The sequence below is a fragment of the Bartonella florencae genome, assembly GCF_000312525.1.
In the GTDB taxonomy this organism is placed as follows: domain Bacteria; phylum Pseudomonadota; class Alphaproteobacteria; order Rhizobiales; family Rhizobiaceae; genus Bartonella; species Bartonella florencae.
Genome location: NZ_HE997453.1, coordinates 1 through 25870, shown reverse-complemented (window position 1 = coordinate 25870; position 25870 = coordinate 1). Strand labels below are relative to the sequence as shown.

General features: G+C 38.6%; 22 protein-coding genes and 1 tRNA gene. 18 read left to right on the top strand and 5 right to left on the bottom strand.

Annotated elements, in window-relative coordinates; all coding sequences use genetic code 11:
* Positions 1 to 360 precede the first annotated feature (360 nt).
* From BN202_RS05610 to BN202_RS05575, 8 genes are all read left to right on the top strand, one after another.
* Positions 361 to 768 carry a TM2 domain-containing protein gene (locus BN202_RS05610; RefSeq protein ID WP_019219632.1) on the top strand — a complete coding sequence of 136 codons (408 nt, stop codon included), beginning with the start codon at positions 361 to 363 and terminating at the stop codon, positions 766 to 768.
* 174 nt (positions 769 to 942) lie between these two features.
* The gene (locus tag BN202_RS05605; protein ID WP_019219631.1) at positions 943 to 1266 is read left to right on the top strand and encodes an FtsB family cell division protein; all 324 of its coding nucleotides are present in this window, start codon (positions 943 to 945) and stop codon (positions 1264 to 1266) included.
* A gap of 135 nt (positions 1267 to 1401) precedes the next feature.
* Positions 1402 to 2442 (top strand): pyruvate dehydrogenase (acetyl-transferring) E1 component subunit alpha, encoded by a 1041-nt coding sequence (pdhA, locus tag BN202_RS05600; RefSeq protein WP_019219630.1) that lies wholly within the window; start codon positions 1402 to 1404, stop codon positions 2440 to 2442.
* A gap of 16 nt (positions 2443 to 2458) precedes the next feature.
* On the top strand, positions 2459 to 3832 hold the full coding sequence (locus BN202_RS05595; protein ID WP_019219629.1) for a pyruvate dehydrogenase complex E1 component subunit beta: 1374 nt from the start codon (positions 2459 to 2461) through the stop codon (positions 3830 to 3832).
* 14 nt (positions 3833 to 3846) lie between these two features.
* Positions 3847 to 5166 (top strand): pyruvate dehydrogenase complex dihydrolipoamide acetyltransferase, encoded by a 1320-nt coding sequence (locus BN202_RS05590; RefSeq protein WP_019219628.1) that lies wholly within the window; start codon positions 3847 to 3849, stop codon positions 5164 to 5166.
* 221 nt (positions 5167 to 5387) lie between these two features.
* Positions 5388 to 6848: a dihydrolipoyl dehydrogenase gene (lpdA, locus tag BN202_RS05585; protein WP_019219626.1), complete on the top strand. Its 1461-nt coding sequence runs from the start codon at positions 5388 to 5390 to the stop codon at positions 6846 to 6848.
* Positions 6849 to 6912: 64 nt separating this feature from the next.
* Positions 6913 to 7875 (top strand): lipoyl synthase, encoded by a 963-nt coding sequence (gene lipA / locus BN202_RS05580; protein ID WP_019219625.1) that lies wholly within the window; start codon positions 6913 to 6915, stop codon positions 7873 to 7875.
* 2 nt (positions 7876 to 7877) lie between these two features.
* Positions 7878 to 8339, top strand: coding sequence for a type II toxin-antitoxin system RatA family toxin (locus BN202_RS05575; protein WP_019219624.1), 462 nt, complete (start codon positions 7878 to 7880; stop codon positions 8337 to 8339).
* A 98-nt stretch (positions 8340 to 8437) separates the two neighbouring features.
* Here the strand turns inward: BN202_RS05575 and BN202_RS05570 are convergent, their stop codons facing one another.
* The 3 genes from BN202_RS05570 to rirA are packed head-to-tail and all read right to left on the bottom strand — an operon-like array spanning position 8438 to position 10583.
* A complete protein-coding gene (locus BN202_RS05570; RefSeq protein ID WP_019219623.1) occupies positions 8438 to 8926 on the bottom strand; it encodes a CinA family protein in 489 nt (162 codons plus the stop codon).
* Entirely contained in the window at positions 8923 to 10116 is a 1194-nt protein-coding gene (locus BN202_RS05565; RefSeq protein WP_198005546.1) for a bifunctional 2-C-methyl-D-erythritol 4-phosphate cytidylyltransferase/2-C-methyl-D-erythritol 2,4-cyclodiphosphate synthase, read from the bottom strand. The genes BN202_RS05570 and BN202_RS05565 overlap by 4 nt, the downstream gene beginning before the upstream one ends.
* A gap of 2 nt (positions 10117 to 10118) precedes the next feature.
* Positions 10119 to 10583 carry an iron-responsive transcriptional regulator RirA gene (rirA, locus tag BN202_RS05560; protein ID WP_019219620.1) on the bottom strand — a complete coding sequence of 155 codons (465 nt, stop codon included), beginning with the start codon at positions 10581 to 10583 and terminating at the stop codon, positions 10119 to 10121.
* 178 nt (positions 10584 to 10761) lie between these two features.
* Between rirA and BN202_RS05555 the strand changes: the two genes are divergently transcribed.
* The 8 genes from BN202_RS05555 (at position 10762) to BN202_RS05520 (ending at position 21940) form a co-directional block, all read left to right on the top strand.
* Positions 10762 to 13026 carry a sensor histidine kinase NtrY-like gene (locus BN202_RS05555; protein ID WP_019219619.1) on the top strand — a complete coding sequence of 755 codons (2265 nt, stop codon included), beginning with the start codon at positions 10762 to 10764 and terminating at the stop codon, positions 13024 to 13026.
* Between the two features lies 1 nt (position 13027).
* Positions 13028 to 14386: a nitrogen assimilation response regulator NtrX gene (ntrX, locus tag BN202_RS05550; RefSeq protein ID WP_019219618.1), complete on the top strand. Its 1359-nt coding sequence runs from the start codon at positions 13028 to 13030 to the stop codon at positions 14384 to 14386.
* Positions 14387 to 14390: 4 nt separating this feature from the next.
* Positions 14391 to 15767 (top strand): Trk system potassium transporter TrkA, encoded by a 1377-nt coding sequence (gene trkA / locus BN202_RS05545; protein ID WP_034987655.1) that lies wholly within the window; start codon positions 14391 to 14393, stop codon positions 15765 to 15767.
* Between the two features lie 10 nt (positions 15768 to 15777).
* Positions 15778 to 16587 carry a glycosyltransferase family 32 protein gene (locus BN202_RS05540; protein WP_019219616.1) on the top strand — a complete coding sequence of 270 codons (810 nt, stop codon included), beginning with the start codon at positions 15778 to 15780 and terminating at the stop codon, positions 16585 to 16587.
* Positions 16588 to 16733: 146 nt separating this feature from the next.
* A complete protein-coding gene (gene clpP, locus BN202_RS05535) occupies positions 16734 to 17366 on the top strand; it encodes an ATP-dependent Clp endopeptidase proteolytic subunit ClpP (RefSeq protein WP_019219615.1) in 633 nt (210 codons plus the stop codon).
* A 183-nt stretch (positions 17367 to 17549) separates the two neighbouring features.
* Positions 17550 to 18824, top strand: coding sequence for an ATP-dependent Clp protease ATP-binding subunit ClpX (gene clpX / locus BN202_RS05530; protein WP_019219614.1), 1275 nt, complete (start codon positions 17550 to 17552; stop codon positions 18822 to 18824).
* 182 nt (positions 18825 to 19006) lie between these two features.
* Positions 19007 to 21430 (top strand): endopeptidase La, encoded by a 2424-nt coding sequence (gene lon / locus BN202_RS05525; RefSeq protein WP_019219613.1) that lies wholly within the window; start codon positions 19007 to 19009, stop codon positions 21428 to 21430.
* Positions 21431 to 21661: 231 nt separating this feature from the next.
* The gene (locus BN202_RS05520; RefSeq protein WP_019219612.1) at positions 21662 to 21940 is read left to right on the top strand and encodes an HU family DNA-binding protein; all 279 of its coding nucleotides are present in this window, start codon (positions 21662 to 21664) and stop codon (positions 21938 to 21940) included.
* A gap of 594 nt (positions 21941 to 22534) precedes the next feature.
* Here BN202_RS05520 and trmFO read toward each other — a convergent pair.
* Entirely contained in the window at positions 22535 to 23932 is a 1398-nt protein-coding gene (gene trmFO / locus BN202_RS05515; protein WP_019219611.1) for a methylenetetrahydrofolate--tRNA-(uracil(54)-C(5))-methyltransferase (FADH(2)-oxidizing) TrmFO, read from the bottom strand.
* A 166-nt stretch (positions 23933 to 24098) separates the two neighbouring features.
* Here trmFO and BN202_RS05510 point away from each other — a divergent pair.
* A tRNA-Leu gene (locus BN202_RS05510) sits at positions 24099 to 24181 on the top strand.
* A 161-nt stretch (positions 24182 to 24342) separates the two neighbouring features.
* Positions 24343 to 25506 carry a tyrosine-type recombinase/integrase gene (locus BN202_RS05505; protein WP_019219610.1) on the top strand — a complete coding sequence of 388 codons (1164 nt, stop codon included), beginning with the start codon at positions 24343 to 24345 and terminating at the stop codon, positions 25504 to 25506.
* A gap of 3 nt (positions 25507 to 25509) precedes the next feature.
* On the opposite strand, the gene BN202_RS05500 is transcribed toward BN202_RS05505, so the two are convergent.
* Entirely contained in the window at positions 25510 to 25785 is a 276-nt protein-coding gene (locus BN202_RS05500) for a helix-turn-helix transcriptional regulator (RefSeq protein WP_019219609.1), read from the bottom strand.
* Positions 25786 to 25870: the final 85 nt, after the last annotated feature.

Here is a 25870-nt window from a genome sequence, read left to right as displayed (position 1 = left end):
AAAATATGAAGATTGTATAATATTATTTACTTTTTCTGCAGAAAACATATTAAGTGTGCAATAAAAAGCTGCGGGATTGTGTATATTTATTAAAATATTGAAAAATTCATGCACAGTTTTCTTAAGAGTAGAAAGAAACTGTGCATATTTTATGTGAACAAAGCAACCGTGCAAATCAGTGAGTATGTTTTGTATTGCTATTTATCGTGGTGGGGAATTTTAAATCATTGCGGAATTTCAAATTATTTTAATTATCAGATTTATTATGGTGAGTAGGGCTTGTATTCATGCTAGGCGCTTCATCGTCTTATAAAGAGAGCAAAATTTATTTTATAAAGAACAATTTTAGAGGAGGAAAAAATGAGAGGTAGAATTATTGGCCAAGATCAAAGTGCTTATTTCGTATCTGGTGATGATGGTAAGCGCTATCAATTTTCGAGTTGGGAGTGGTTAGGAAAAAATCCACCGAAGATTGGTGATTCCGTTGATTTTGTCTGTCAAGGAGATATCATAAAATCTGTTGTTCCTCTTTTGGATCAGCAGCCATCAGAACACTCACAAGTGATAGTAGCAATTGTTTGTTGGTTTTTGGGTCTTTTAGGAATTCATCGCTTTGTGGTTGGTAAAGTTGGAACGGGCATTCTAATGCTTCTTCTCTCTTTATCAGTTATTGGGTTGGTGGCGAGTCTGATTTGGCGCACCGTTGATCTTATATTTATTCTAACAGGAAAATTTACTGATAAAAATGGAAATAGAGTTACAAATTAGTAATTACCGAATATTTGAAAGTAGATAATATGGCATAGTTTTGTTACAGTATAGCTGTTCGGCATATAATAGCAAATTCTTTGCGTGTGTAGATTTGGTAATGAGGTATTAATCAAAATTATGCATAGTTGGCAAAATATTAAAATTATTATGTTGTAAAGACTGTGCTATTTTATGTGGACAAAGCAGAAACGCAGATCAATAAAAGTACGATTTGTGCTCCCACTTATGACGGTGGGAGTTTTGAGCTATTTCAGTTATCACATTTATCATGGTGAGTATGGATTGTATTCACGCGGTGAAGTTAATCAACATATTGTTGAATTAGAAGAGGAACTCCATAAAGTAGAATCTGAGCGGACATCCATTGAAAAGCGTATTTCTCTTTTACGTAGCGGGCATATTGAAAAAGATATGTTGGATGAGTACGTTCGAAGAAATTTGAATTTTTCCAAGCCAAATGAACTGACAATCCTAACGCCTTGTAAAGAATATTAAAAGTGAACAAGAGATCATTTAATTTCAAAGAATATTTTGAAACAACTGCTTGTGATAGCGTTTGAGCTGATTGATAATACTTGTAACTTTTGTGCGTAAAGGTTATTCCTAGACAATCAGAAAAGGGAGTTTAGTATGGCAGAAAGATCTAAAAAAGGTTCTGCATCGGTGCTGCACACTACATTATCGAATACCACAAAAAGGGCGCCAATAGCTGATTTTACAAAACAAGAAGAAATTGATGCTTATCGTGAGATGCTTTTAATTCGCCGTTTTGAAGAAAAAGCGGGACAACTTTATGGTATGGGGCTGATCGGTGGATTTTGTCATCTCTATATTGGACAGGAAGCTGTTGTTATTGGAACATTGCAGGCAGCAAAAGAGGGTGATCAAGTTATCACATCTTACCGTGATCATGGTCATATGTTGGCAGTTGGGATGAGTCCGCGTGGTGTTATGGCAGAATTAACGGGGCGTCAAGGCGGCTTTTCTAAAGGGAAAGGGGGCTCGATGCATATGTTTTCTAAAGAAAAAAATTTTTATGGTGGGCATGGCATTGTTGGAGCACAGGTTCCAATAGGTTCTGGTTTAGCATTTTCGAATCAGTATCTTGGTAAAGACAATGTGACATTAGTATATTTTGGTGATGGTGCTGCCAATCAGGGGCAAGTTTACGAAAGCTTTAATATGGCTTCGCTTTGGAAACTCCCTGTTATTTATATTATTGAAAATAATCAGTATGCAATGGGAACATCTGTTGCGCGTGCATCGGCAGAGACTGATTTTTCTCGTCGTGGTCTTTCTTTTGAGATTCCAGGCATTGTTGTTGATGGTATGGATGTTCGCGCAGTAAAAGGGGCTGCTGATGAGGCAATATCTTGGACTCGTTCGGGTAAAGGACCGATCATTCTAGATATGCAAACTTATCGCTATCGTGGCCACTCCATGTCTGATCCAGCAAAATATCGCTCAAAAGAAGAGGTTCAAAAAATAAAAGAGGAGCACGATCCCATTGATCAAGTCAAGAATCGAATCCTTCAACAAGGCTTTGCCAGTGAGGACGATTTAAAAGCTATTGATAAAGAGGTACGTGCAATCGTTGCGGATGCTGCAGATTTTGCACAACGTGATCAAGAGCCAGATGCTTCTGAGCTCTATACTGATGTTTTAGTTTGATACGAGGGAAGCGAGTATGTCTATTGATATTTTGATGCCTGCCCTTTCGCCAACAATGGAAGAGGGTAAATTGTCTAAATGGCTCAAAAAAGAAGGCGATAAAGTGAGCTCTGGTGATATTATTGCTGAAATTGAGACAGATAAAGCAATGATGGAAGTAGAGGCTATTGATGAAGGCACGCTTGGTAAAATTTGTGTGCTTGAAGGTTCTGAAGGTGTAAAGGTTAACAGGGTTATTGCGGTATTATTGGAGGATGGTGAAACTGTTGAAGATATTTCACAAACTACCGATTCTTTAAATATACATAAAAAAACTGAAAACAACACTTCCTCTTTTTCTTCATCAGTACCACAATCTCCTATTTTGAATACTCTTCCTGATTTTGATATTCCAGCGGAGACACAAATGGTTACGATGACGGTGCGCGAAGCGCTTAATCAGGCTATGTCTGAAGAGATGCGGCGTGATGAAATGGTTTTTCTCATGGGAGAAGAAGTAGCACAATATCAAGGTGCTTATAAAGTGAGTCAAGGTTTATTAGAAGAATTTGGTGCGCGTCGCGTTATTGATACACCAATTACAGAACATGGTTTTGCAGGATTGGCTGTTGGTGCAGCGTTTGGAGGGTTACGTCCCATTGTTGAATTTATGACATTTAATTTTGCTATGCAGGCCATTGATCAGATTATCAATTCTGCAGCGAAAACCCGTTACATGTCTGGTGGACAAATGACTGCTCCTATGGTTTTTCGTGGTCCTAATGGGGCCGCGGCACGTGTTGGCGCTCAGCATTCTCAGTGTTATGCTGCTTGGTATAGCCATATTCCAGGTCTTAAAGTCGTCATGCCTTATAGTGCTGCGGACGCAAAAGGTTTGCTAAAAGCGGCGATTCGTGATGAAAATCCTGTTATTTTTCTTGAAAATGAGATCTTATATGGTCATCAATTTGAGGTTCCTCAGATAGATGATTTTGTCTTACCTATAGGGAAAGCACGTATTCATAAATCTGGACAAGATGTCACAATTGTTGCCTTTGGGATTGGTATGCACTATGCAGTTCAAGCGTTGCCAGAAATTGAAAAACTTGGTATTGATGCTGAATTGATTGATTTACGGACTATTCGTCCGATGGATCTTCCAACGATTATTTCTTCAGTCAAAAAAACGGGTCGTTTGGTAACAATTGAGGAGGGGTATCCCCAGTCATCTGTTGGAACGGAAATAGCAACGCGTGTTATGCAGCAGGCTTTTGACTATCTTGATGCTCCGGTTGCAACAATTTCTGGTAAAGATGTTCCGATGCCTTATGCTGCTAATCTTGAAAAGTTGGCTTTGCCAAGTATTGCTGAGATTGTTGAAGCCATTAAGGCTGTGACTTATAAAGCATAACGGAGGAAAGCACTATGCCCATTAAAATTACAATGCCAGCGCTTTCCCCTACGATGGAAGAGGGAAATTTAACAAAATGGAATGTTAAAGTAGGCGATAAGGTTTCCTCTGGTGATGTTATTGCTGAAATTGAGACAGATAAGGCAACAATGGAAGTCGAGGCTGTTGATGAGGGAACTGTTGCTAAAATCGTTGTTCCTGCTGGAACGCAAGGCGTTAAAGTAAATAGTTTAATTGTCATTTTAGCAGAAGAAGGTGAAGATTTAGCTGAGGCTGCAGAGATTGCAGAAGAAACTCCATCCTCTTTTTCAAGCAAAGAATCAGAGGATGCAAAACAGACAGCCTCCAAGTCAGTATCAATATCTCACATCTCGTCAGTGCAGCAAGATAAAGAGAATAGTAGACGTTTTTTTGCTTCCCCCTTAGCACGGCGATTAGCAGCACAAGTTGGGCTTGATTTATCACTTGTTTCTGGTAGCGGTCCCCATGGACGTATCATCAAACGTGATGTCGAAAAAGCTATGAATGGTAGTGTTTTTACGGCTTCTCATTCATTACACATTGGACAGCAGGTAGCAGCAGGTGCGTCTGATAAACAAGTATTGCAACTCTTCAAAGAGGGTGAATATACATTCACACCTCATAATAATATGCGTAAAACAATTGCTAAGCGTTTGGTTGAATCGAAACAAACAATACCACATTTCTATGTAACGGTGGATTGTGAACTCAATGCTTTATTAGAGCTTCGTACACAATTGAATGCTGCGGCACCAATGGTTGAGACACAAGAAGGACCAAAGTCCGCTTATAAGCTTTCCGTTAATGATATGGTTATTAAAGCTGTAGCACTTTCTTTGAAAGCTGTTCCCGATGCTAATGTTTCTTGGTTGGAAGGTGGAATACTTCATCACAAACACTGTGATGTTGGAGTGGCTGTTTCTGTCCCAGATGGGTTAATTACCCCCATTGTTCGCCATGCAGAGGAAAAATCTTTATCGATTATTTCTAATGAGATGAAGGATTTTGCAAAGCGTGCACGTGAGCGCAAATTAAAAATGGAAGAATATCAGGGTGGAACAACAGCTGTATCAAATATGGGTATGTATGGAGTGAAAAATTTTTCTGCTATTCTTAATCCACCGCATGCAACTATTTTTGCTGTGGGTGCAGGTGAACAACGTGCCATTGTTAAAAACGGTGCATTAGCGGTTGCGACAGTTATGTCTATGACACTTTCTGTTGATCATCGTGCTGTTGATGGTGCACTAGCAGCAAAGCTTGCACTGACTTTTAAGAAGATGATTGAGAATCCATTAGGAATGCTTATTTGAGCTTTTTAAAAGTACTTTACGTAAATTATTTATGGGTATGGCGTGTTAATATGGAAAAAGCGACTAAGGGTTTGGATGGCGATATTTTTTCTCCATCTGATGTGGTTAACGCTGTTTATGTAAAAATGAGAATGAGAGACACAAAAAGTTCTACTCTATTTTTTCTGTCTTAAGTTCAAAAAGTACATATCTATTTTGTGTATGTCCATGGAGGGATTACTGTGGCGAATCTTTATGATGTAATTGTGATTGGATCTGGACCTGGCGGATATGTGACCGCAATTCGTGCAGCGCAATGTGGCTTCAAGACTGCGGTTGTTGAACGTGAACATTTGGGTGGGATTTGCTTGAATTGGGGATGTATTCCAACAAAGGCGCTTTTGCGTTCAGCAGAAATGAAGCATTTCGCGGAACATGCAAAAGATTATGGTTTAAAGCTTAATGGCTCAATTGAAGCAAATATAAAAGATATTGTGGCTCGTTCGCGCGCAGTTTCAGCGCGTTTGAATGCTGGTGTTGGTTTTTTGATGAAAAAAAATAAAATCGATATTATTTGGGGTGAAGCGAAGCTTACGAAGGCAGCAAAAGGAAGTCAACTTGCAGAAATTGTTGTTTCTGCATCATCCAAACCGGCCATTCAACCGCAGAATCCAGTGCCTAAAGGAACATTAGGAGAAGGAACTTATCAAGCAAAGCATATTATTATTGCAACGGGTGCACGTCCTCGTATCCTTCCCGGTATTGAGCCAGATGGAAAATGCATTTGGAGTTATTTTGAAGCTATGGTTCCTCCTACAATGCCAAAATCACTTGTGGTTATGGGATCTGGAGCAATTGGCATTGAATTTGCCTCTTTTTATCATGATATGGGAGCAAAGGTTACAGTTATTGAAATGATGCCTCACATTATGCCAGCTGAGGATGTTGAAATTTCGACATTTGCTCGTAAACAGTTAGAGAAAAAGGGTATCCGCATTCTTAACCAAGCAAAAGTAACAAAGGTGAAAAAAGCTGCCGATTCCATTATTGCTCATATTGATGTAAAGGGTAAGATAGAAATGATCACAGCTGATCGATTGATTTCTGCTGTTGGAGTTCAGGGCAATGTTGAGAATCTAGGATTAGAAGCATTAGGTATAAAAACGGAACGTGGATGCATTATAACCGATGAATGGAGTTGGACAGGTGTAGAGGGTATCTATGCTATTGGTGATGTTGCTGGTCCACCTATGTTGGCACATAAAGCAGAAGAAGAAGGTGTGATATGCGTTGAACGTCTCGCGGGGTTAGAGAATGTTCATCCGCTTGATAAGAGAAAAATTCCAGGTTGTACATATTGCACACCGCAAGTCGCCTCTGTAGGACTTTCAGAATCCGCAGCAAAGGAAGCAGGCTATGACATACGTATTGGCCGTTATTCTTTTTCAGCGAATGGCAAGGCTATTGCTTTGGGTGAAGATCAAGGATTGGTCAAAACCATTTTTGATAAAAAAACAGGACAGCTTCTTGGTGCACATATGGTAGGGGCGGAGGTCACCGAGCTGATTCAAGGTTTTGTCATTGCTATGAATCTTGAAACAACCGAAGAAGAATTGATGCACACTGTCTTTCCACATCCGACCTTATCGGAAATGATGAAAGAAAGTGTATTGGATGCTTATGGTCAAGTTTTAAATGCTTGATGACAGGAGTGTATGAAAAATTTATATTTCATTGGCATTCCATATTGATAAGGCAAAGGCTTAAATGGTTACGGTTGTTGATAGAGTTACGAATAGACGTTTGCGCCATCCTGAAAAAGCGTATCGTCCAGATACGAGCATTCAAAAAAAACCGGATTGGATTCGTGTCAAAGCACCAACATCACCGATCTATAAAGAAACCCATGGTATTGTTCGCGCTCATAAATTAGTAACCGTATGTGAAGAAGCAGGCTGCCCAAATATTGGTGAATGTTGGAGCAAGCGTCATGCCAGCTTTATGATTTTGGGTGAAATATGTACGCGGGCTTGTGCATTTTGCAATGTTACAACAGGTATTCCGCTTGCTGTTGATCGGAACGAGCCAGAACGTGTAGCAAATGCTGTTGCACGAATGGAATTAGAGCATGTCGTCATTACATCGGTTGATCGTGATGATCTTGCGGATGGTGGTGCTGAGCATTTTGCGAAAGTTATTTACGCTATTCGACAAAAAGCTCCCAAGACAACGATTGAAGTTCTCACACCTGATTTTCGCCATAAGGATGGAGCCTTAGAAATTGTTGTTGCTGCTAAACCTGATGTTTTTAATCATAATCTAGAAACCGTTCCTTCTAAATATTTAAAGGTTCGTCCAGGGGCGCGTTATTTTCATTCAATTCGTCTCTTACAACGCGTTAAAGAACTTGATCCGACAATCTTTACAAAATCGGGAATTATGGTTGGACTTGGGGAAGAACGAAATGAAATTCTTCAATTGATGGATGATTTGCGTTCTGCGGATGTTGACTTTATGACAATTGGGCAATATTTGCAGCCTACACGAAAGCATCATCCGGTTATTCGTTTTGTACCTCCTGAAGAATTTGAGTCTTTTGCCAAGATTGGTAAAGTGAAGGGCTTTTTACATATGGCTTCCAATCCTCTGACTCGTTCATCTCATCATGCCGGCGATGATTTTGCAATTTTGCGAAAGGCGCGTGATGAAAAATTTGCTTTACAGAGATAATTATGCCAACTTTTACAACACATCGGCAGATTGCTCACAGTGCCAGTGAAATGTTTGATCTGGTTTCAGATATTGAGCGTTATCCTGAATTTTTACCAATGTGTGAGGCTTTAATAGTTCTTTCTCGCAAAGAGTATGAAGAAAAGACATTACTTCTTGCTGACATGATTGTTGGTTATAAGTTTATTCGAGAAATTTTCACGACTCAAGTATTTCTTCAGCCGAAGAAAAATCTGATAGAGGTTAAATATATTGATGGCCCATTTAAGTATCTTGAAAATCGTTGGGCATTTCATGATATTGAGAACACTAATGCGTGTAATGTAGAGTTTTTTATTGATTATGAATTTAAAAGCAAAATGCTTAAACTAGTAATGGGATCAATGTTTGATATTGCTTTTCACAAATTTACCGATGCTTTTGAAATGCGTGCGCATCAAATTTATGGCTCTCCAGTAACATAATTTATTCATTAACATTTTTGCATAACACCCATTGTAAGTTATACAATATGGGCTGTGGTTACCGTTGATAAGCAGTCCCAAATCAGATATGAAAAATTTCATTGGAGAGATTTCAAGACCATTTTCAAAGCGTGTTCAACAGTTTTGTGACGTATGGTATCACGATCCAGGTTTCCAAAGCGCATCTCTTGGTGCAAAGTTTTATGATTTTTGTAAGCAACGGCAAAATGCACCAGCCCCACAGGTTTTTCAAAACATGCTCCTCTAGGGCCTGCAATTCCTGTTACAGAAACGGCAATTTCTGCCTGTGAATGTTTTAATCCACCCTCGGCCATCACAAGAGCAACTTCTTTTGAAACAGCTCCATAGTTTTTTATAAGTTCAGCGCATACGCCAACGAGGCGTGTCTTTGCTTCATTTGAATAAACAACAAACCCACAATCAAGTACATCGGATGATCCTGCAATATTGGTAAGATTTGCAGCAATGAGACCTCCTGTACAGGACTCAACAGTTGCTAAAAGTAAACTTTTTTGGCGACAAATTGTAAGGACTTCACGTGCTTGTTTTTCACAAAAATATGTCATTTGGGAACTTCTCCTGAGTAAAGGACGCTTGCTGTTGCAAAAGCCGCAATGCCCTCGCCACGACCAATAAATCCAAGCTTTTCGTTTGTTGTTGCTTTGATGGAGATTCGATCGGATGAAATTGTAAGAATATGCATAAGATTTTCTATCATTGTTTGACGATAAGGGCCGATTTTAGGTTCTTCAGCAATTAAGGTGATATCCACATTGGCGATACGACCACCTGCTTGTGTAACGATATCAAGAGCATGACGGAGAAAAATTTCTGATGATGCATTTTTCCATTGAGGATCAGAGGGAGGAAAATGTGTGCCAATATCTCCTGCTCCTCGGGTAGCGAGAAGGGCATCTGTTAATGCATGAAGAGCGACATCAGCATCAGAGTGTCCATTTAACTTTTTATGAAAAGGAATTTTTATACCACATAATGTAAGAAAAGTTCCCTTTTCAAAAGAATGAACATCATAACCATTGCCGGTGCGGATATCAGGATATATTTGCATTTTTTTCTGGAGATATAAATGTGCCATATTAAAATCTTCGTGCCATGTAATTTTTATGTTGTGAGGATCTCCAAGAACGGTACGCATAGGAATTCCAAACCATTCTGCAATTGCACAATCATCAGTGAAGTCTTCTTTACCATCTTGTTTTGCTTTTTCATGGGCAGCTAAGATGAGGTCAAAGGGAAAACACTGTGGAGTTTGTGCACTATAAAGATGGGTGCGTGGAATTGTTTCTAAAACATGGTGAAGGTTATTTACGCGTTTGAGGGTATCAGAGACAGCAAGAACGGGAAGAACACCTTCTTGATGGTTGATGCTGCTATGGATTCTTTCGAGGAGTTGCTTTTCAATAAAGGGGCGTGCACCATCATGAATATGCACATATTTTGGTTTAAAATTTTTAAGTGCATGAAGTCCGTGTAAGGTGGAGATTTGACGTGTCTCACCTCCCTCAATGATAATGAGGCGCTCTTTAAAATCGGCGAGTGCTTGTTCACAGATTTGATGGTCTTCTGGATGAACAACAAGAACAATTTTTGTAATAGCAGGGTGCTGTACAAAACAGCGCACAGTATGACAAATGACTGGCTCTTCTCCTAAAAGCCGATATTGTTTTGGAATTTTTTGTGGAGATCCTGCTCTTTTGCCGCGTCCAGCAGCTAATATAATTGCTGCAATAGAAATATTTAATCTCCTTTTAATTTTTTAGTTTCTTGTTTATGATAGTTAGTTTTTAATTGTTTTTGAAAAGTTGGTCGTTGCAGATCAGCAAGAGATATGACTGATAATACGTCAAAAAAAGCATTTAATGCTTTTTGGAGTGCAGTATTTAAGCCGCAAAAATTGATTAATGGACAAAGAGATTCTTCAGTGTCGAAACATTCTGCCATGGAAAAATTATCTTCTGTTACTTTCACAACATCAGCGATCGAGATTTCTGCTGCGGGTTTGGCCAATTTGACACCACCATTGCGTCCCCGTACTGTCTGTATAAACCCAGCTTCAACAAGAGGGTGAAGGATTTTGAATAAAAAAAGTTCGGAAACGGCATAGGTTTTTGAAATTTCTGAAATACGACTGAGTGATCCCTGATTATCTGCACAGTACATGAGCATTCGGAGTGCATAATTTGTTTGTTTAGTTAACCGCATCTTATCTCCTCTATAAACGATTACCGAACGCATTTTATTTTAAAGATATTTTGCGCAATATAGAAGCTCTTTCTCTCTTTGAGAGATTAGCTCTCTATTTTAAATGTACGAATGATCTTGTCAATTTTTGTTACAAGAGGTTATATGGGCAAATGGGATAAGGATATGTAAGCTAGTTATGAATACAGTATCTGTAACGAATCTCCAAGAGGGAGATAAAAATGCTTATAACGATGAGTTATATCGCTTAAGTAAGGTTTATGTTTTTTTAGGCATCACCATTATTCTGTTGGCTTTGCTCACAGCATCTGTTTCGTTTATCATTCTTATTGGATTAACGCCTGTTGTTCCCAGTAGAGCTGTAACCCTTGTTCTTATAGGGATTAATAGTGTTTGGGTTTTAGGACTTGTGATCATTGTTTTTTACGAGATGATTCCCATCATTCGTGCGTGGCGCTCTAGGCGTGCAGGGGCCCGACTTCATGTGCGTCTTATTTCATTGTTTGCACTTGTTGCAACAATGCCAGCTGTTGCTGTGGCTCTTGTATCAGGGCCTGCGCTGAATTTAGGACTCGACCGATGGTTTGATACGACAACACGGCAAATTGTTGGTTCTTCTATTGATTTAGCGAATGCTTATGCGGATGAAATGCTACAAAATTTGAAAAATTTGTCCTATGCTATGACCTTTGCACTTGATAACAAAAAGCTTTTAGAACGTAATCCAGCTGAATATAGGATGCAATTGACGCGTCATGCTATAGGGCGCAATCTGCGTGGTGCATTTTTGTTAAGTTCAAGCGGAACTGTTTTTATATCGAGCAATCTTGGTGATGAGGATAAACTGCCGATACCTCCTTCGCATCTTATCGAGCGTGCAACGAGTGCTAGACCTTTTTCTTTTCAACCGGGAGTTCATGATTATTTTGGCATTATTTTAAAATTTACCAATATTCCAAATACATTTTTGTATTTGGTCCGCGATGTTGATAAAGAAGTTTTATCTGCTTTGCGTTTGACAGAAGTCAATACAGATCGTTACCGCGATTTAAATGAAAATCGTCTACTAACGCAAATCGCATTTGGTATGCTTTATCTGTGCCTTTTTTTTAGTTTATTCTTATCAGCCATTTGGTCTGGTATTGCTGTTGCTGATCGTTTGGTGCGTCCTATTCGTCTTCTTATTAGCGCTGCTGATGAGGTAGCTTCTGGGGATATGGAAGTTTTTGTGCCGGTACGAGCAAAAGATGGAGATATTGGGCAGCTATCAAAAACATTTAATTACATGGTGAGTGAATTAAAAAGTCGGCGTAATGAGTTGATTGCAGTTCGCGATCAAATTGATGAAAGGCGACGTTTTTCTGAAGCTGTTTTGTCTGGTGTAACAGCGGGGGTGGCTGGCATTGATGATAATGGTGATATTACAATTATCAATCGCTCTATGGAAACAATGTTTGATATTTGTTCTCAACAAGTTATAGGGCACAGTTTGTTATCATTAAGTACTGAAATTTGGCAGGTTTTTCAATTTGCACGTTCGCTAGAACGTAAAAACCACCGTGAGCAAGTCACTTTAAGTGTGGCAGGACAAGAACGCGTTTGTAATGTGCAAATCACCATGGAAGAGGATGATGGACAGGGGCAATCTTGGGTTATAACGATTGATGATATTACAGATCTTGTTGCAGCGCAACGTACATCGGCGTGGGCAGATATTGCACGCCGTATTGCACATGAAATTAAAAATCCACTTACACCTATTCAGTTATCAGCTGAACGGATTCGTAAACGTTACAACAAAGTTATAACCCAAGATCGAGAGGTCTTTGAACGCTGTATTGATACGATTATTCGCCAAGTTGGAGATATTGGGCGTATGGTTGATGAGTTTTCTTCTTTTGCACGTATGCCAAAACCGCAAATGAATGTTTTAGATATACGCGGATTGTTGCGAGAAGCATGTTTCTTGATAGAAGTGACACGCCATGATATTCATTTTGAGCAAGATTTCGGTAATGTACCACTTTTGGGTGCATTTGATAATCGTCTCATTGTACAAGCTTTTTGCAATGTTATCAAAAATGCAAGCGAATCTATAGATTCTGTTATGCGAGAAGAAAATGTTCACGGACATATTCTTGTGCGTTCTTATTGTAAGAAAGGGTGTGTAGTTGTAGATGTTATTGATAACGGTAAAGGACTTCCTAAAGAGCAAAGGCAAAAATTACTAGAACCTTATATCACAACGCGAGAAAAAGGAACAGGGCTTGGGTTAGCTATTGTGCGCAAAGTTATTGAAGATCATGGTGGTACGATGGAGTTACATGATGCACCGAAGAGTTTTTATGATGGTCGTGGTGCAATGATCCGTTTGATATTTCCCTCAGATGGGGTTAAGCAGGGTAATATTACACAGGCCACAAGTCGTAAGATAGGGGAATAGAATGGTATCAGATATCTTAATTGTTGATGATGAAGCAGATATTCGTGAGCTTGTTGCTGGTATTTTAGACGATGAAGGTTATGAAACACGTGTTGCCTGTAACTCTGATGAAGCCTTAGCACAAATTAGTGAACGTATTCCAAAGCTTATTTTTTTAGATATTTGGTTACAAGGAAGTCGTCTTGATGGGTTAGCACTGCTTGATGAAATTAAAACGCGCTATCCTGCTCTTCCAGTGGTTATGATCTCTGGTCATGGTAATATTGAAACGGCTGTTTCTGCTATAAAACGAGGGGCATATGACTTCATTGAAAAACCTTTTAAAGCTGATCGACTTGTTTTGGTTGCGGAACGGACCCTTGAAAACTCAAGCTTAAAACGTGAGCTTTTAGAATTACGAAAGCGCTCAAACGATACATTGGAACTTCTCGGAACATCAACTGTTATAAAGAATTTGCGCCAAATCATAGAAAAAGTAGCACCAACAAATAGTCGCATTATGATTACAGGTCCCTCAGGTGCGGGCAAAGAGATGGTTGCACGTGCTATTCATGCACTTTCAACGCGTTCGAATGGGCCATTTGTTACAATAAATGCTGCAACGATTACTCCAGAAAGAATGGAAATAGAATTATTTGGTAACGAAATGGAAGGAGGAGAACGAAAGATAGGTGCATTAGAAGAAGCACATGGTGGGATACTCTATCTTGATGAAATTGCTGATATGCCACGTGAGACTCAAGGAAAGATACTTCGGGTTTTAACGGGGCAAACATTTGAAAGAGTTGGTGGTACAAAACGTGTTAAGGTGGATGTGCGTATCATATCTTCAACGGCACAAAACCTTGAAAACCTCATATCAGATGGGCGCTTTAGAGAGGATCTCTTTCATCGTCTTTCGGTTGTTCCTATTTCTGTTCCACCACTATCGGCGCGTCGTGAAGACATTCCAGAACTTGTACGCCATTTTGTGAAAACAATATCGCAACAAGTCGGTATTAAGCCGCGTGAGATTAGTGAAGATGTGATGACTATTTTACAAACACATTCTTGGCCAGGTAATGTAAGGCAATTACGCAATAATATTGAGCGTCTTCTCATTCTTGTGCGTGACGGTGATGGCCCGATAACAGCGGAGCTTCTCCCTAGCGAAGTAAGCGATTCTTTGCCACGTATTCAAATGGATACAGATGAGGGTATAATGGATTTACCGCTGCGTGAAGCACGAGAATTATTTGAAAAGAGGTATTTGGTCGCCCAAATTGGGCGTTTGGGTGGCAATATATCCCGTACAGCTGAATTTATAGGTATGGAGCGTTCAGCTTTGCACCGTAAGCTTAAAGCGCTTGGAGTTTCTTAAGGTTATGCGTATTATTATTTGTGGTGCAGGACAGGTTGGTTATGGGATAGCAGAGCGTCTTGCTGCTGAAAATCATGATATTACTGTTATTGATATTGAAACAAGACTGATTGAAAAAATTCGTGATACATTGGATGTAAGAGGTTTTGTTGGTCACGGTTCACGTCCTGAGGTTCTTTTGGCTGCTGATGCAGACAAAGCAGATATGTTGATTGCCGTGACTTTATTTGATGAAGTTAATATGGTGGCTTGCCAAGTGGCACATTCCTTATTTAATGTTCCGACAAAAATAGCCCGTATTCGTTCACAATCTTATTTAGAACCGCGTTATAAAACGCTTTTTTCTAGAGAGAATATTCCCATTGATGTGGTTATTTCCCCAGAAGTTGAAGTTGGAGAAATGGTTTTGCGTCGTATTGCTTTACCTGGGGCAATAGATGTTCTTTATTTTTGTAATGATGATATTGTTGCGTTAGCCTTGGAATGCATGGAAGATTGTCCAGTTATTAATACGCCTTTGCGTCAATTAACGGAGCTTTTTCCAGATCTTCATACGACAGTGACTGCGATTAAGCGTGGTTCAGAATTGTTGATTGCGCATTCAGAGACGCAATTGCGTGTTGGTGATATAACCTATCTCGTTGCTGCTCGTGATCAGATGCGCCGCGCGGTTGGTCTTTTTGGTCATAAAGAGCAAGATGCTCACCGCATGATTATTGCAGGAGGTGGTCACATTGGTCTTTATGTTGCACAGGCTATTGAAAAACGCCTTCATAAATTAAGATTGAAGATTATAGAATCGCATAGAGAGAGAGCACTTACAATTGCTGATCAACTCGAAAAAACAACTGTTTTATATGGGAACGTATTAGATCCAGTGATTCTTCAGGACGCTGGAATTGATCAGGCCGATTTAATGATTACATTGACCAATCAGGATCAGGTAAATCTCTTAAGTGCCATTATCGCTAAAAGATTAGGCTGCAGAGCCAATATGGTATTGATCAATAATGTTGCTTATCAAGAATTTAGCCGTGCCGTTGGTGTGGATGCCTATCTTAATCCACATAGTGTTACGATATCAAGAATTTTGCAGCAAATGCGTCGTGGTCGTATTCGTGCGGTTCACTCAGTTTTTAATGGGCAGGCAGAAATTATTGAGGCTGAGGTAATGCAAACCTCTTCATTGGTTGGTAAGTCATTGTCAGAGCTAGCTTTACCAGAGGGTTTGAGAATTGGTGCAATTTATCGCAATAAGAAAATAATACAGCTTTCAGCAGATACGCGTATTTTATCTGGCGATCGGATAGTGATTTTCGCTCTTGTCGAGTGTGTTCGTGATGTGGAACAACTTTTCCGCGTAAGTTTAGAATATTTTTGATATATTGCCTATGGATATTTGCACATTTTGGTATAGTGGAAAATTAAGACTTGTTGATAGGCTTTGTTTATCCTCCATGGTTAAAACTGGACAACGCGTTAAACTTTTCAGTTATGACAAAAAAATAGACAACCTCCCTGCCGGCGTTGAATTGCATGCTGCTGAATCGATTTTACCACGCTCAGCAATTTACCGCCTTGATCCCAATTTTTCTGATGATAATCAGGATTGTATAATCGTTCAGTTTTCGGATTTTTTTCGTGTTATGTTGATGAAGTATGAACAAGGTGTATGGTTAGATACAGATGTTTACTTGGTTAAACAATTTCATCCAGATGCACAGAAGGTTTGGCTTGCACGAGAAAATGCTGCAAGGGTAGGTGTTTCTGCACTTTATTTTCCGTCCGATAATCCTATTATAAAGGTGTTTGAAGATTATTGGAAAGACACAGAGATGGTTCCTCATTGGCTTGGGTTTAAACGCCGTGTTTGGAAACCATTTTGGTTAAAGAGGAAGAAGATGCCGATTTTACCAAGAAATCTTGGAATTACAATATTTGGCAATGATGGTATTTCACGATTAGCCAAACGATATGGTTTTTTTCATGAAGCAAAGGAAAAGGAAACTTTTTATTATTGGACTGGACGGAAAACTGAACGCATTTTTGATTCAGCTTTTGGTCTTAAACCTCTTAAAGATCCACGTTTTATAGGATTTCATATTCACAGAAAGATGAAGACGACTCAAAAACCTCAGAAAGGGAGCTTTTATCATTGGGCAGTGTCTTGTATTCCTGATGCAAATGATTTGTTCAGATAGAGTTATTATTGCTGTTTTAACCACTGTGATTTTAATCTTGCTTCAAAAGCATTGATTATGGCTTGCTTAACAGAGTAATTTTAGCCTAGGGAGAAAACTATTGAATACGCAAAGAGCGATTGTTATATGACAAGGGAAGTTAAAATATGAGTGATCCAATGAAAACAGCATTAAGCCTTGTGCCTATGGTTATTGAACAAACTAATCGTGGCGAGCGGGCCTATGATATTTTTTCTCGTCTTTTAAAAGAGCGGATTATTTTTATTAATGGTCCCGTTGAAGATGGTATGGCGATGCTTGTTTGTGCACAATTGCTTTTTTTAGAAGCGGAAAATCCTAAGAAAGAAATTAGCCTTTATATTAATTCTCCAGGGGGTGTTGTAACATCTGGTATGGCAATTTATGATACTATGCAGTTTATTCGTCCCCCTGTTTCTACGCTTTGCATGGGGCAGGCTGCGTCTATGGGGTCGTTACTTTTAACAGCTGGAGCAAAAGGTCACCGTTTTACATTGCCTAATGCACGTATTATGGTGCATCAACCATCTGGTGGTTTTCAAGGTCAGGCTTCAGATATTGAACGACATGCGCAAGATATTATAAAAATGAAACAGCGTTTAAATGAAATCTATGTTCAACATACAGGTCAGGACTATGAGGTGATTGAGAGAACACTTGATCGTGATCATTTTATGACTGCAGAGGAAGCTAAACAATTTGGCTTAGTTGATGATGTTATACAATATCGCGCAGAAACTGAAAATGATGAAAAAGATTAAGAGTTTTTATAGAAAAAAGAGCTACTTTAAGTGAAGAGTTTTTAAAAGTATCGCAAAAATAAGAGAAAAACATCTAAAGATATTGTGAAACGCAGGTTTTTTTATATGTCTTAATAGTTTCTTTATGAAAGGCTTCCTTTGGAAAGACGAAGTATTCATATATCGTGGTGAAAGGAAAGAGAAATGAGCAAAATTGGCAATAGCGGGAACGAATCAAAAAATACTCTCTATTGCTCGTTCTGCGGCAAAAGTCAGCATGAGGTGCGTAAGCTCATTGCAGGGCCCACTGTGTTCATTTGTGATGAATGTGTAGAGCTTTGCATGGATATTATTCGTGAAGAAAATAAATCTTCTGGGGTTAAGGCGCGTGACGGTGTTCCTACTCCACAGGAAATTATCACAGTTCTTGATGACTACGTTATTGGTCAACAACATGCAAAGCGTGTTCTGTCTGTTGCTGTCCATAATCATTATAAACGACTTGCGCATCAGTCTAAGAGCAATGATATTGAATTAGCGAAATCAAATATTCTTCTTGTTGGTCCAACGGGATGTGGTAAAACTTATCTAGCACAAACATTAGCACGTATTATTGATGTGCCTTTTACCATGGCAGATGCGACCACTTTGACTGAAGCGGGCTATGTGGGCGAAGATGTTGAAAATATTATTCTAAAACTTCTTCAAGCAGCTGACTATAATGTTGAACGTGCACAGCGTGGTATTGTTTATATCGATGAGGTTGATAAGATTTCTCGTAAAGCTGAAAATCCTTCTATTACAAGAGATGTTTCGGGAGAAGGTGTTCAACAAGCATTGTTAAAAATTATGGAAGGCACAATTGCTTCTGTTCCCCCTCAAGGAGGGCGTAAGCATCCGCAACAAGAATTTCTTCAAGTTGATACAACAAACATCTTGTTCATTTGTGGAGGGGCTTTTGCTGGTTTAGAACGGATTATTTCTGGGCGTGGTGAAAAAACATCTATTGGTTTTTCTGCTACTGTTAAAGCACCTGATGAGCGTTGTGTTGGTGAAATTTTTCGCGATTTAGAGCCTGAAGATCTTATAAAGTTTGGTTTGATACCAGAGTTCATTGGCCGTCTTCCTATTGTTGCTACCTTGGAGGATTTAGATGTTAATGCTCTTGTTAAAATTCTATCACAACCCAAGAATGCGTTGGTGAAGCAATATCAGCGTCTTTTTGAGATGGAGAATGTCGAGTTAGCATTTCATGAAGATGCGTTACGGGTTATTGCTAAAAAGGCAATTGAGCGTAAAACCGGTGCGCGTGGTTTACGTTCTATTATGGAGAAAATACTTCTTGAGACAATGTTTGAACTTCCAGCACTTGAAGGTGTTCAAAAAGTAGTTATTTCAAGTGACGTAGCAGATGGGAAAGCATGTCCTCTTTATATTTATTCAGAATGTACAGAAGATAAAGAAAATGTATCTGCATGATATTATGTGATATAAGAAGTAATAATGAGTGCCATTTGAGGATGAATGTTTTTGGATATTATAATCAGAGTGCTTGATTTATATGTTTCCAGTTACCACTTCATGTGTTGTGTAAAGCTGAAAGTTTTCTAAGGATGGGCTTGTGTATAGTGGATAGACCATAGGCTCCAGAAAGGAGAGTTATGCAATATATTGATGAAAAGACAGATGAAGTAAGAGAGGGGCTTTACGCTGTTTTGCCTCTTCGTGATATTGTTGTCTTCCCACATATGATTGTTCCGCTTTTTGTGGGCCGAGAAAAATCAATTCGTGCTCTTGAAGAAACAATGGCGGTGGATAAGCAAATACTGTTGGTTACACAAAAAAATGCTTCTGATGATGATCCAAAATCAGAAGATATTTATGATATTGGTACCTTTGCGAATATTCTTCAACTCCTAAAGCTTCCTGATGGAACAGTAAAGGTTTTGGTTGAGGGCACTGCGCGTGCAAAAATTAGCCAATTTGTTTTGAGTGATGATTATCATCAGGCTCTTGCAACTGTTACAGAGGAGCCTAGAGAGAATGATGTTGAGATTGAAGCTCTTTCAAGGTCAGTAATTGCTTATTTTGAAAATTATGTAAAACTGAATAAGAAAATTTCTCCTGAAGTTGTTAATGCTATTGGCCAGATTGATAATCCTTCTAAACTTGCCGATACGATTGCTTCTCATTTGATGATTAAGCTTTCAGAAAAGCAGAAGATATTAGAGCTCTTACCTATACGTGATCGCCTTGAACGTGTTCTTTCTTTCATGGAGGGAGAAATTTCTGTTTTGCAGGTTGAAAAGCGTATTCGTTCGCATGTTAAACGGCAAATGGAAAAGAACCAACGGGAATATTATCTCAATGAGCAGATGAAGGCTATTCAAAAGGAGTTAGGAGCGGGTGATGATAGCCGTGATGAGCTCTCTGAATTAGAGGAGCGTATCAAGAAAACAAAACTTTCTAAAGAAGCGCACGAAAAAGCTGGCGCAGAATTGAGAAAATTACGGAATATGTCTCCTATGTCTGCAGAGGCAACAGTTGTACGTAACTACCTTGATTGGCTATTGGCAATGCCTTGGGGCAAAAAATCGAAGATTAAAAACAATTTAGATTTTGCTGAAAAAGTTATGAATAATGAACATTTTGGTCTTGAAAAGGTTAAAGAGCGAATCATCGAATATTTAGCAGTACAAAGTCGAGCATCAAAAATAAAAGGTCCCATTATTTGTTTACTAGGTCCTCCTGGTGTAGGGAAAACATCATTAGCGCGTTCTATTGCAAAAGCGACGGGGCGTGAATACGTTCGTATTTCATTGGGGGGCGTGCGGGATGAAGCAGAAATTCGTGGACATCGCCGGACATATATTGGCTCTATGCCTGGAAAAATTATCCAGTCTATGAAAAAAGCAAAAAAATCTAATCCGCTCTTCTTGCTTGATGAAATTGATAAAATGGGGCAAGATTTTCGTGGAGATCCTTCTTCTGCCTTATTAGAAGTACTTGATCCTGAACAAAATGGTACATTCATTGATCACTATTTGGAAGTTGAATATGATCTTTCTGATGTTATGTTTATAACAACTGCAAATACGCTTAATATTCCAGGGCCATTAATGGACCGCATGGAAATTATTCGTATTGCGGGTTATACTGAATGTGAAAAAATAGAGATTGTTAAGCAGCATCTTTTACCAAAAGCATTAAAAGATCACTGCTTATCTAAAAAAGAGTTCAATGTTTCTGATGGTGCAATAAGGTCAATTGTTCAATTTTATACACGCGAAGCTGGTGTTCGTAACCTTGAGCGTGAATTAATGAAGATAGCACGTAAATCCGTTACAAAAATTCTTAAAACCCATCAAAAGTCTATAAAGATTACAGAAGATAATATTAGTGATTTCCTAGGTGTTAAACGTTACCACTATAATCAAATTGAAGGTGAAAATCAGATTGGTGTTGTGACGGGGCTTGCTTGGACAGAGGTTGGGGGAGAGCTATTGACCATTGAAGGTGTTATGATGTCTGGTAAAGGCAAGATGACTGTAACTGGAAATTTACGCGATATCATGAAAGAATCAATTTCGGCAGCTGCATCTTATGTACGGTTTCGTGCGGTTGATTTTGGTATTGAACCTCCGCTTTTTGAGAAACGTGATATTCATGTTCATGTTCCAGAAGGTGCGACACCAAAGGATGGTCCCTCAGCTGGGATTGCAATGGTAACGGCAATTGTTTCAGTATTAACAGGGATAGCCGTACATAAAGATATTGCTATGACTGGCGAAATTACTTTGCGAGGGCGTGTATTACCGATTGGTGGCTTAAAAGAAAAATTATTAGCAGCTCTTCGAGGAGGTATCAAAAAAGTACTTATTCCTCAAGAAAATGCAAAAGATTTGGTTGATATTCCTGATGATGTTAAAAATAATATGGAGATTATTCCAGTAAATCATGTGAGTGAAGTTCTAAAATATGCCCTAGTTCGTTTTCCTGAACCTATTGAATGGACAGAGCCTTCTACAGAAGCTGTACCTATGAGGACAGAGAACGATAATGAGGGGATACAGATTGCACACTGATTCATTAATTTCGTTTGTAATGACATTTTCCAAGCAATAAGGAGCATATTTGGGGCGTTTTTTTTATTTATTTTGAAAAAAAGTAAAAAATTCCGTGAATAACTGTGATTATTGCTAAAAAAACAATGTTTTGGATAAAAATAAAGCTTCTGTTTGTTGTACTTTTCAATAAACTGACGATAACACGGTTAAGTTGTGTTATCCGGTAATATAGGGAAAGGAAATATTTCAATGAATAAAAGTGAATTGGTTAGCTCTGTTGCTGAAAAGGCAGGAGTTTCGAAAGCACAAGCAGGTTCTGTTGTCGATGCTTTTATTGCTTCTGTAACGGAAGCTTTAGCTTCAGGAGGAGATGTTCGTCTTCCAGGGTTTGGTTCCTTTGAAGTTTCTCATCGTGCAGCCACAAAGGGACGTAATCCTTCAACTGGTGCTGAAATTAATATTCCAGCACGTTCTGTGCCAAAATTCTCTGCGGGGAAAACTCTTAAAGAAGCTGTTAATAACAAATAATTTAAACGATACTAAAGAAGACCCGATATATCTATAAGCGGTTTTTTTTTAATCCCTCTATCTGTACTTTTCATATGGAGAGTTACAGTGTTTGCTTTTTAAAAGGAACTTTTACGCTTTATGCAAATGCTTTTGCGATTTGCATAAAGTATCCTTTGGAGTATAATATATTTATTTCAATATTAAAATATAACGCTGTAGAGATGTGTTTGAATTATAAAGGTTATTTTAGTTTTGTTATGCGAGTATGTTATGTTGTTTTCGTATAGCAAAGTAATCAAAGGGCCGTTATATTGTGGGGAAGCTGATCTATGTTTGTTTCCCCTTAATTACTGTAGTATATTTTATGTTATTACTTACTTTAAATGATTGAAATATGTTTAATTTTTAAAAGTGCTGAAAGATTTTACGGATAAAAAGCTCTTTGTTAAATTCACGACTCTGCATAAAAAAGTATAACCTAACATACATATTTATTCATTGTGTCAGATCGGTATTATAAAAAGATCTAAAGGCGATTTTTTCATAAGAAAAAATAAGAAACACTGAGTTTTTTGCATATGCTGGAAGAGAAAAGTATATTTATAAAAGGAACTATTTTTCTTTTTCTGTTAACCATTGCATACAATCATTTAATGCTCTAGAGGTTAGTGCTTGTTTTTTTGTTAATTTTTTTTCTTTGCTTGGCAAGCGTTTCCTTAAGTGCTCTATAGAATCGATAGGGGGGAAAAGTCCAAAATTGATATTCATTGGTTGAAAAGATTGTTTTTTCATTTCGCGTGCTACAATATGCCCACCTGTAATATGATTCAAAAGAGCTCCAAATGCTGTAGTTAACGGCGGTAGACGAGGGACTTTATAATGGTATTCAGCAACAGCGAAACGTCCAGCAAGAAGCCCTATTGCTGCTGATTCTACATAACCTTCACATCCAGTAATTTGTCCTGCAAAACGTAGCTTTGGTTTTTGTTTCAACCGAAGAGTTTGATCAAGAATGATGGGTGAGTTAAGATAGGTATTGCGGTGAAGTCCACCAAGGCGCGCAAACTCTGCTTTTTCAAGACCAGGGATCATTTTAAAAATGCGAGTTTGTTCACCATATTTCAATTTTGTTTGAAAACCGACCATATTATAAAGGGTTCCAAGTTTATTATCTTGGCGTAATTGTACAACGGCATAAGGTTTTACTGTGGGATTATGAGCATTAGTTAATCCCATAGGTTTCATGGGTCCATGTCTGAGAGTTTCAAGTCCGCGTTCAGCCATGATTTCAATTGGTAGGCATCCATCAAAATAGGGGGTTTTTTCAAAGTCACGAAATTCGGTTTTTTCTGCACTTCTTAATGCTTGAACGAACGCCTCATATTGCTCTTTATTAAGGGGACAGTTAAGATAGTCCTTTCCTGTTCCCTCAGGTCCGATTTTATCATAGCGAGACTGATACCAGCAAATCTCCAAGTCGATACTATCAGTATAGACAATGGGTGCGATAGCATCAAAAAAAGAAAGAGATTCTGTTCCGGTTATTGCTTGTATTTTTTGAGCAAAAGCTGGTGAGGTGAGGGGCCCTGTTGCAATAATAATATGATGCCAATCTTCAGGAAATTCTTGAATCTCCTCACGTTCTATTGTTATAAGCGGATGGTTTTCTAGCGCTGATGTCACGGTTTTTGAAAATGCATTTCGGTCAACAGCAAGAGCGCTTCCTGCTGGTACTTTGTTGGCATCTGCAGCCTTCATAATCAGCGAGTTTGCCAATCGCATTTCACTGTGTAAAAGTCCTACGGCATTTGTTGATGAATCATCAGAACGGAATGAATTTGAACAGACTAACTCTGCAAGCTGATCAGTCTTATGAGCGTCAGATTTTTTTTGAGGCCGCATTTCATGCAAAATAACGGGGATTCCCGATTGAGCAATTTGCCAGCTTGCTTCACTGCCTGCAAGACCACCGCCGATGATATGGATTGGAGTATTGGATATATCTAACATAACTTGTGTTTAGCGAAAGTCGCTCTGTATGAAAAGGGTAGATTTTATTTTTGAATTTATAAAGAATGACATGTGTTTGGATTTTTAAATATATTTGTTTGCTTTTTTTCTCTAATTAATGGTATAGAGACGCCGCTTATATAAGGTTAATGGCTTGTAAGTTTAAGCGGATGTGGCGAAATTGGTAGACGCACCAGATTTAGGTTCTGGCGGGAGACCGTGGGGGTTCGAGTCCCTCCATCCGCACCATTTATAGGTTCTCTACAATATCACTTGGTGTCGTTGTTCATCTTGTTTCATTTATAAGTGATTGTTTTTCTTTACTTAATTGTTTTTTACATATGATTTTGATATCTGATGAATCCGCCGAAAGCGCAATTCAAAAGGTGGTTCAAAAGGTGGTTTAAAAAGTGGCTAGGGAAACAAGAACACGTGATAGATTGACAGCATTATCTGTAAAAAATTTGCCTAAAGGTAAATATGCGGACGGAGCTGGACTATGGCTTATCAAAACAGCACAGAATCAAGGACGTTGGGTTTTTCGATTCGATTTCAATAAAAAACGTCGTGAAATGGGATTAGGCTCTTGTAGCGTTGTGTCTTTGAAAGAAGCGAGGCTTAAAGCTATAGCTTGCCGTGATCTTTTGCACCAAGGGATTGATCCGATTCGTAAAAGGAACAATGAAAAATTACAGCGGTCGATTGACAGTATTTCTTTACGAGAAATTGTTTTAAGCGCCTTTGAAGCCAAAAAAAGCGAATTGAAAAATGAAGGAACAGCTGCAAGGTGGTTAACGCCTCTTACATTGCATGTTTTCCCCAAGCTTGGAGATATAGCAATTACTGAATTGACGCAGATTGACATAAAAGAGTGCTTATCGCCTATTTGGAAAACAAAAAATGAAACGGCAAGCAAAGCTTTATCGCGTTTAAATATTGCTATAAAACATGCCGCGGCACGTGGCATAGATGTGGATATGCAATTGGTACCGAAAGCAAAAGCTTTATTGGGGAAATTTATTCAAAATGTTCCGGCTATGCCATGGAAAGAAGTTCCTAATTTTTATCAATCTTTAAATGATAATATTGTCTCAAATTTAGCTTTAAAGCTTTTAATTTTAACGGGTGTTCGTTCAATGCCAATTCGGCATATCCGGTTGGAGGAAATTAATCAATCAATCTGGACGATTCCAAAAGAAAATATGAAGGGGATAGTTGGAAAGGTTTTTGATTTTCGTGTACCGCTTACATATGAAGCGCTTTCTATTATTGAAAAAGCAAAAACAATCGAAAAAAATGGATTTTTGTTTGTTGGGAATTCTGGACAGCCTATATCTGATATGACGCTTTCTAAATTTATGAAAGATAGAGGGATTATTTATCGTCCACACGGTTTCAGATCTAGTCTTCGTGATTGGATAGCAGAGACAACTTCAACACCATTTGAAATTGCGGAATTTACGTTGTCTCATTCAGTAGGGAATTCAGTCACAAAAGCCTATATGAGGACTGATTTTTTGGAACAGCGCCGTGTTCTTTTAGAACAATGGGCATCTTTTGTGACTGGCCGTTGATTGTTACGATAGTGATGGTAATTCTATAGAGTCTCTTTCGGCTTTTTTGCTTTCAATATAGCGGTCGATTTCAACGATATCCCATTTTAAGTATCGCCCTTCCTGTATTGGTTTAGGAAAAACTCCAGCTTTTACAAGCTCTCTAATAGAGGTCATGGACATTCCAAGATAAATCGAGAGGTCTTGTATATTGACGAGTCTTTGCAAGCGCATTGACAATAACTCTTTTTCAAACAAACTTATTTTTTCTATTGATGCTAATAATTTTTCTTCTTTCATTTCAATGGTCCTTCTTATTTAGATAATTATGAAAGGGTGGGGGTGCTAAGAGGCATATGAGAAGAAAAGAAGCACCCCCATAATG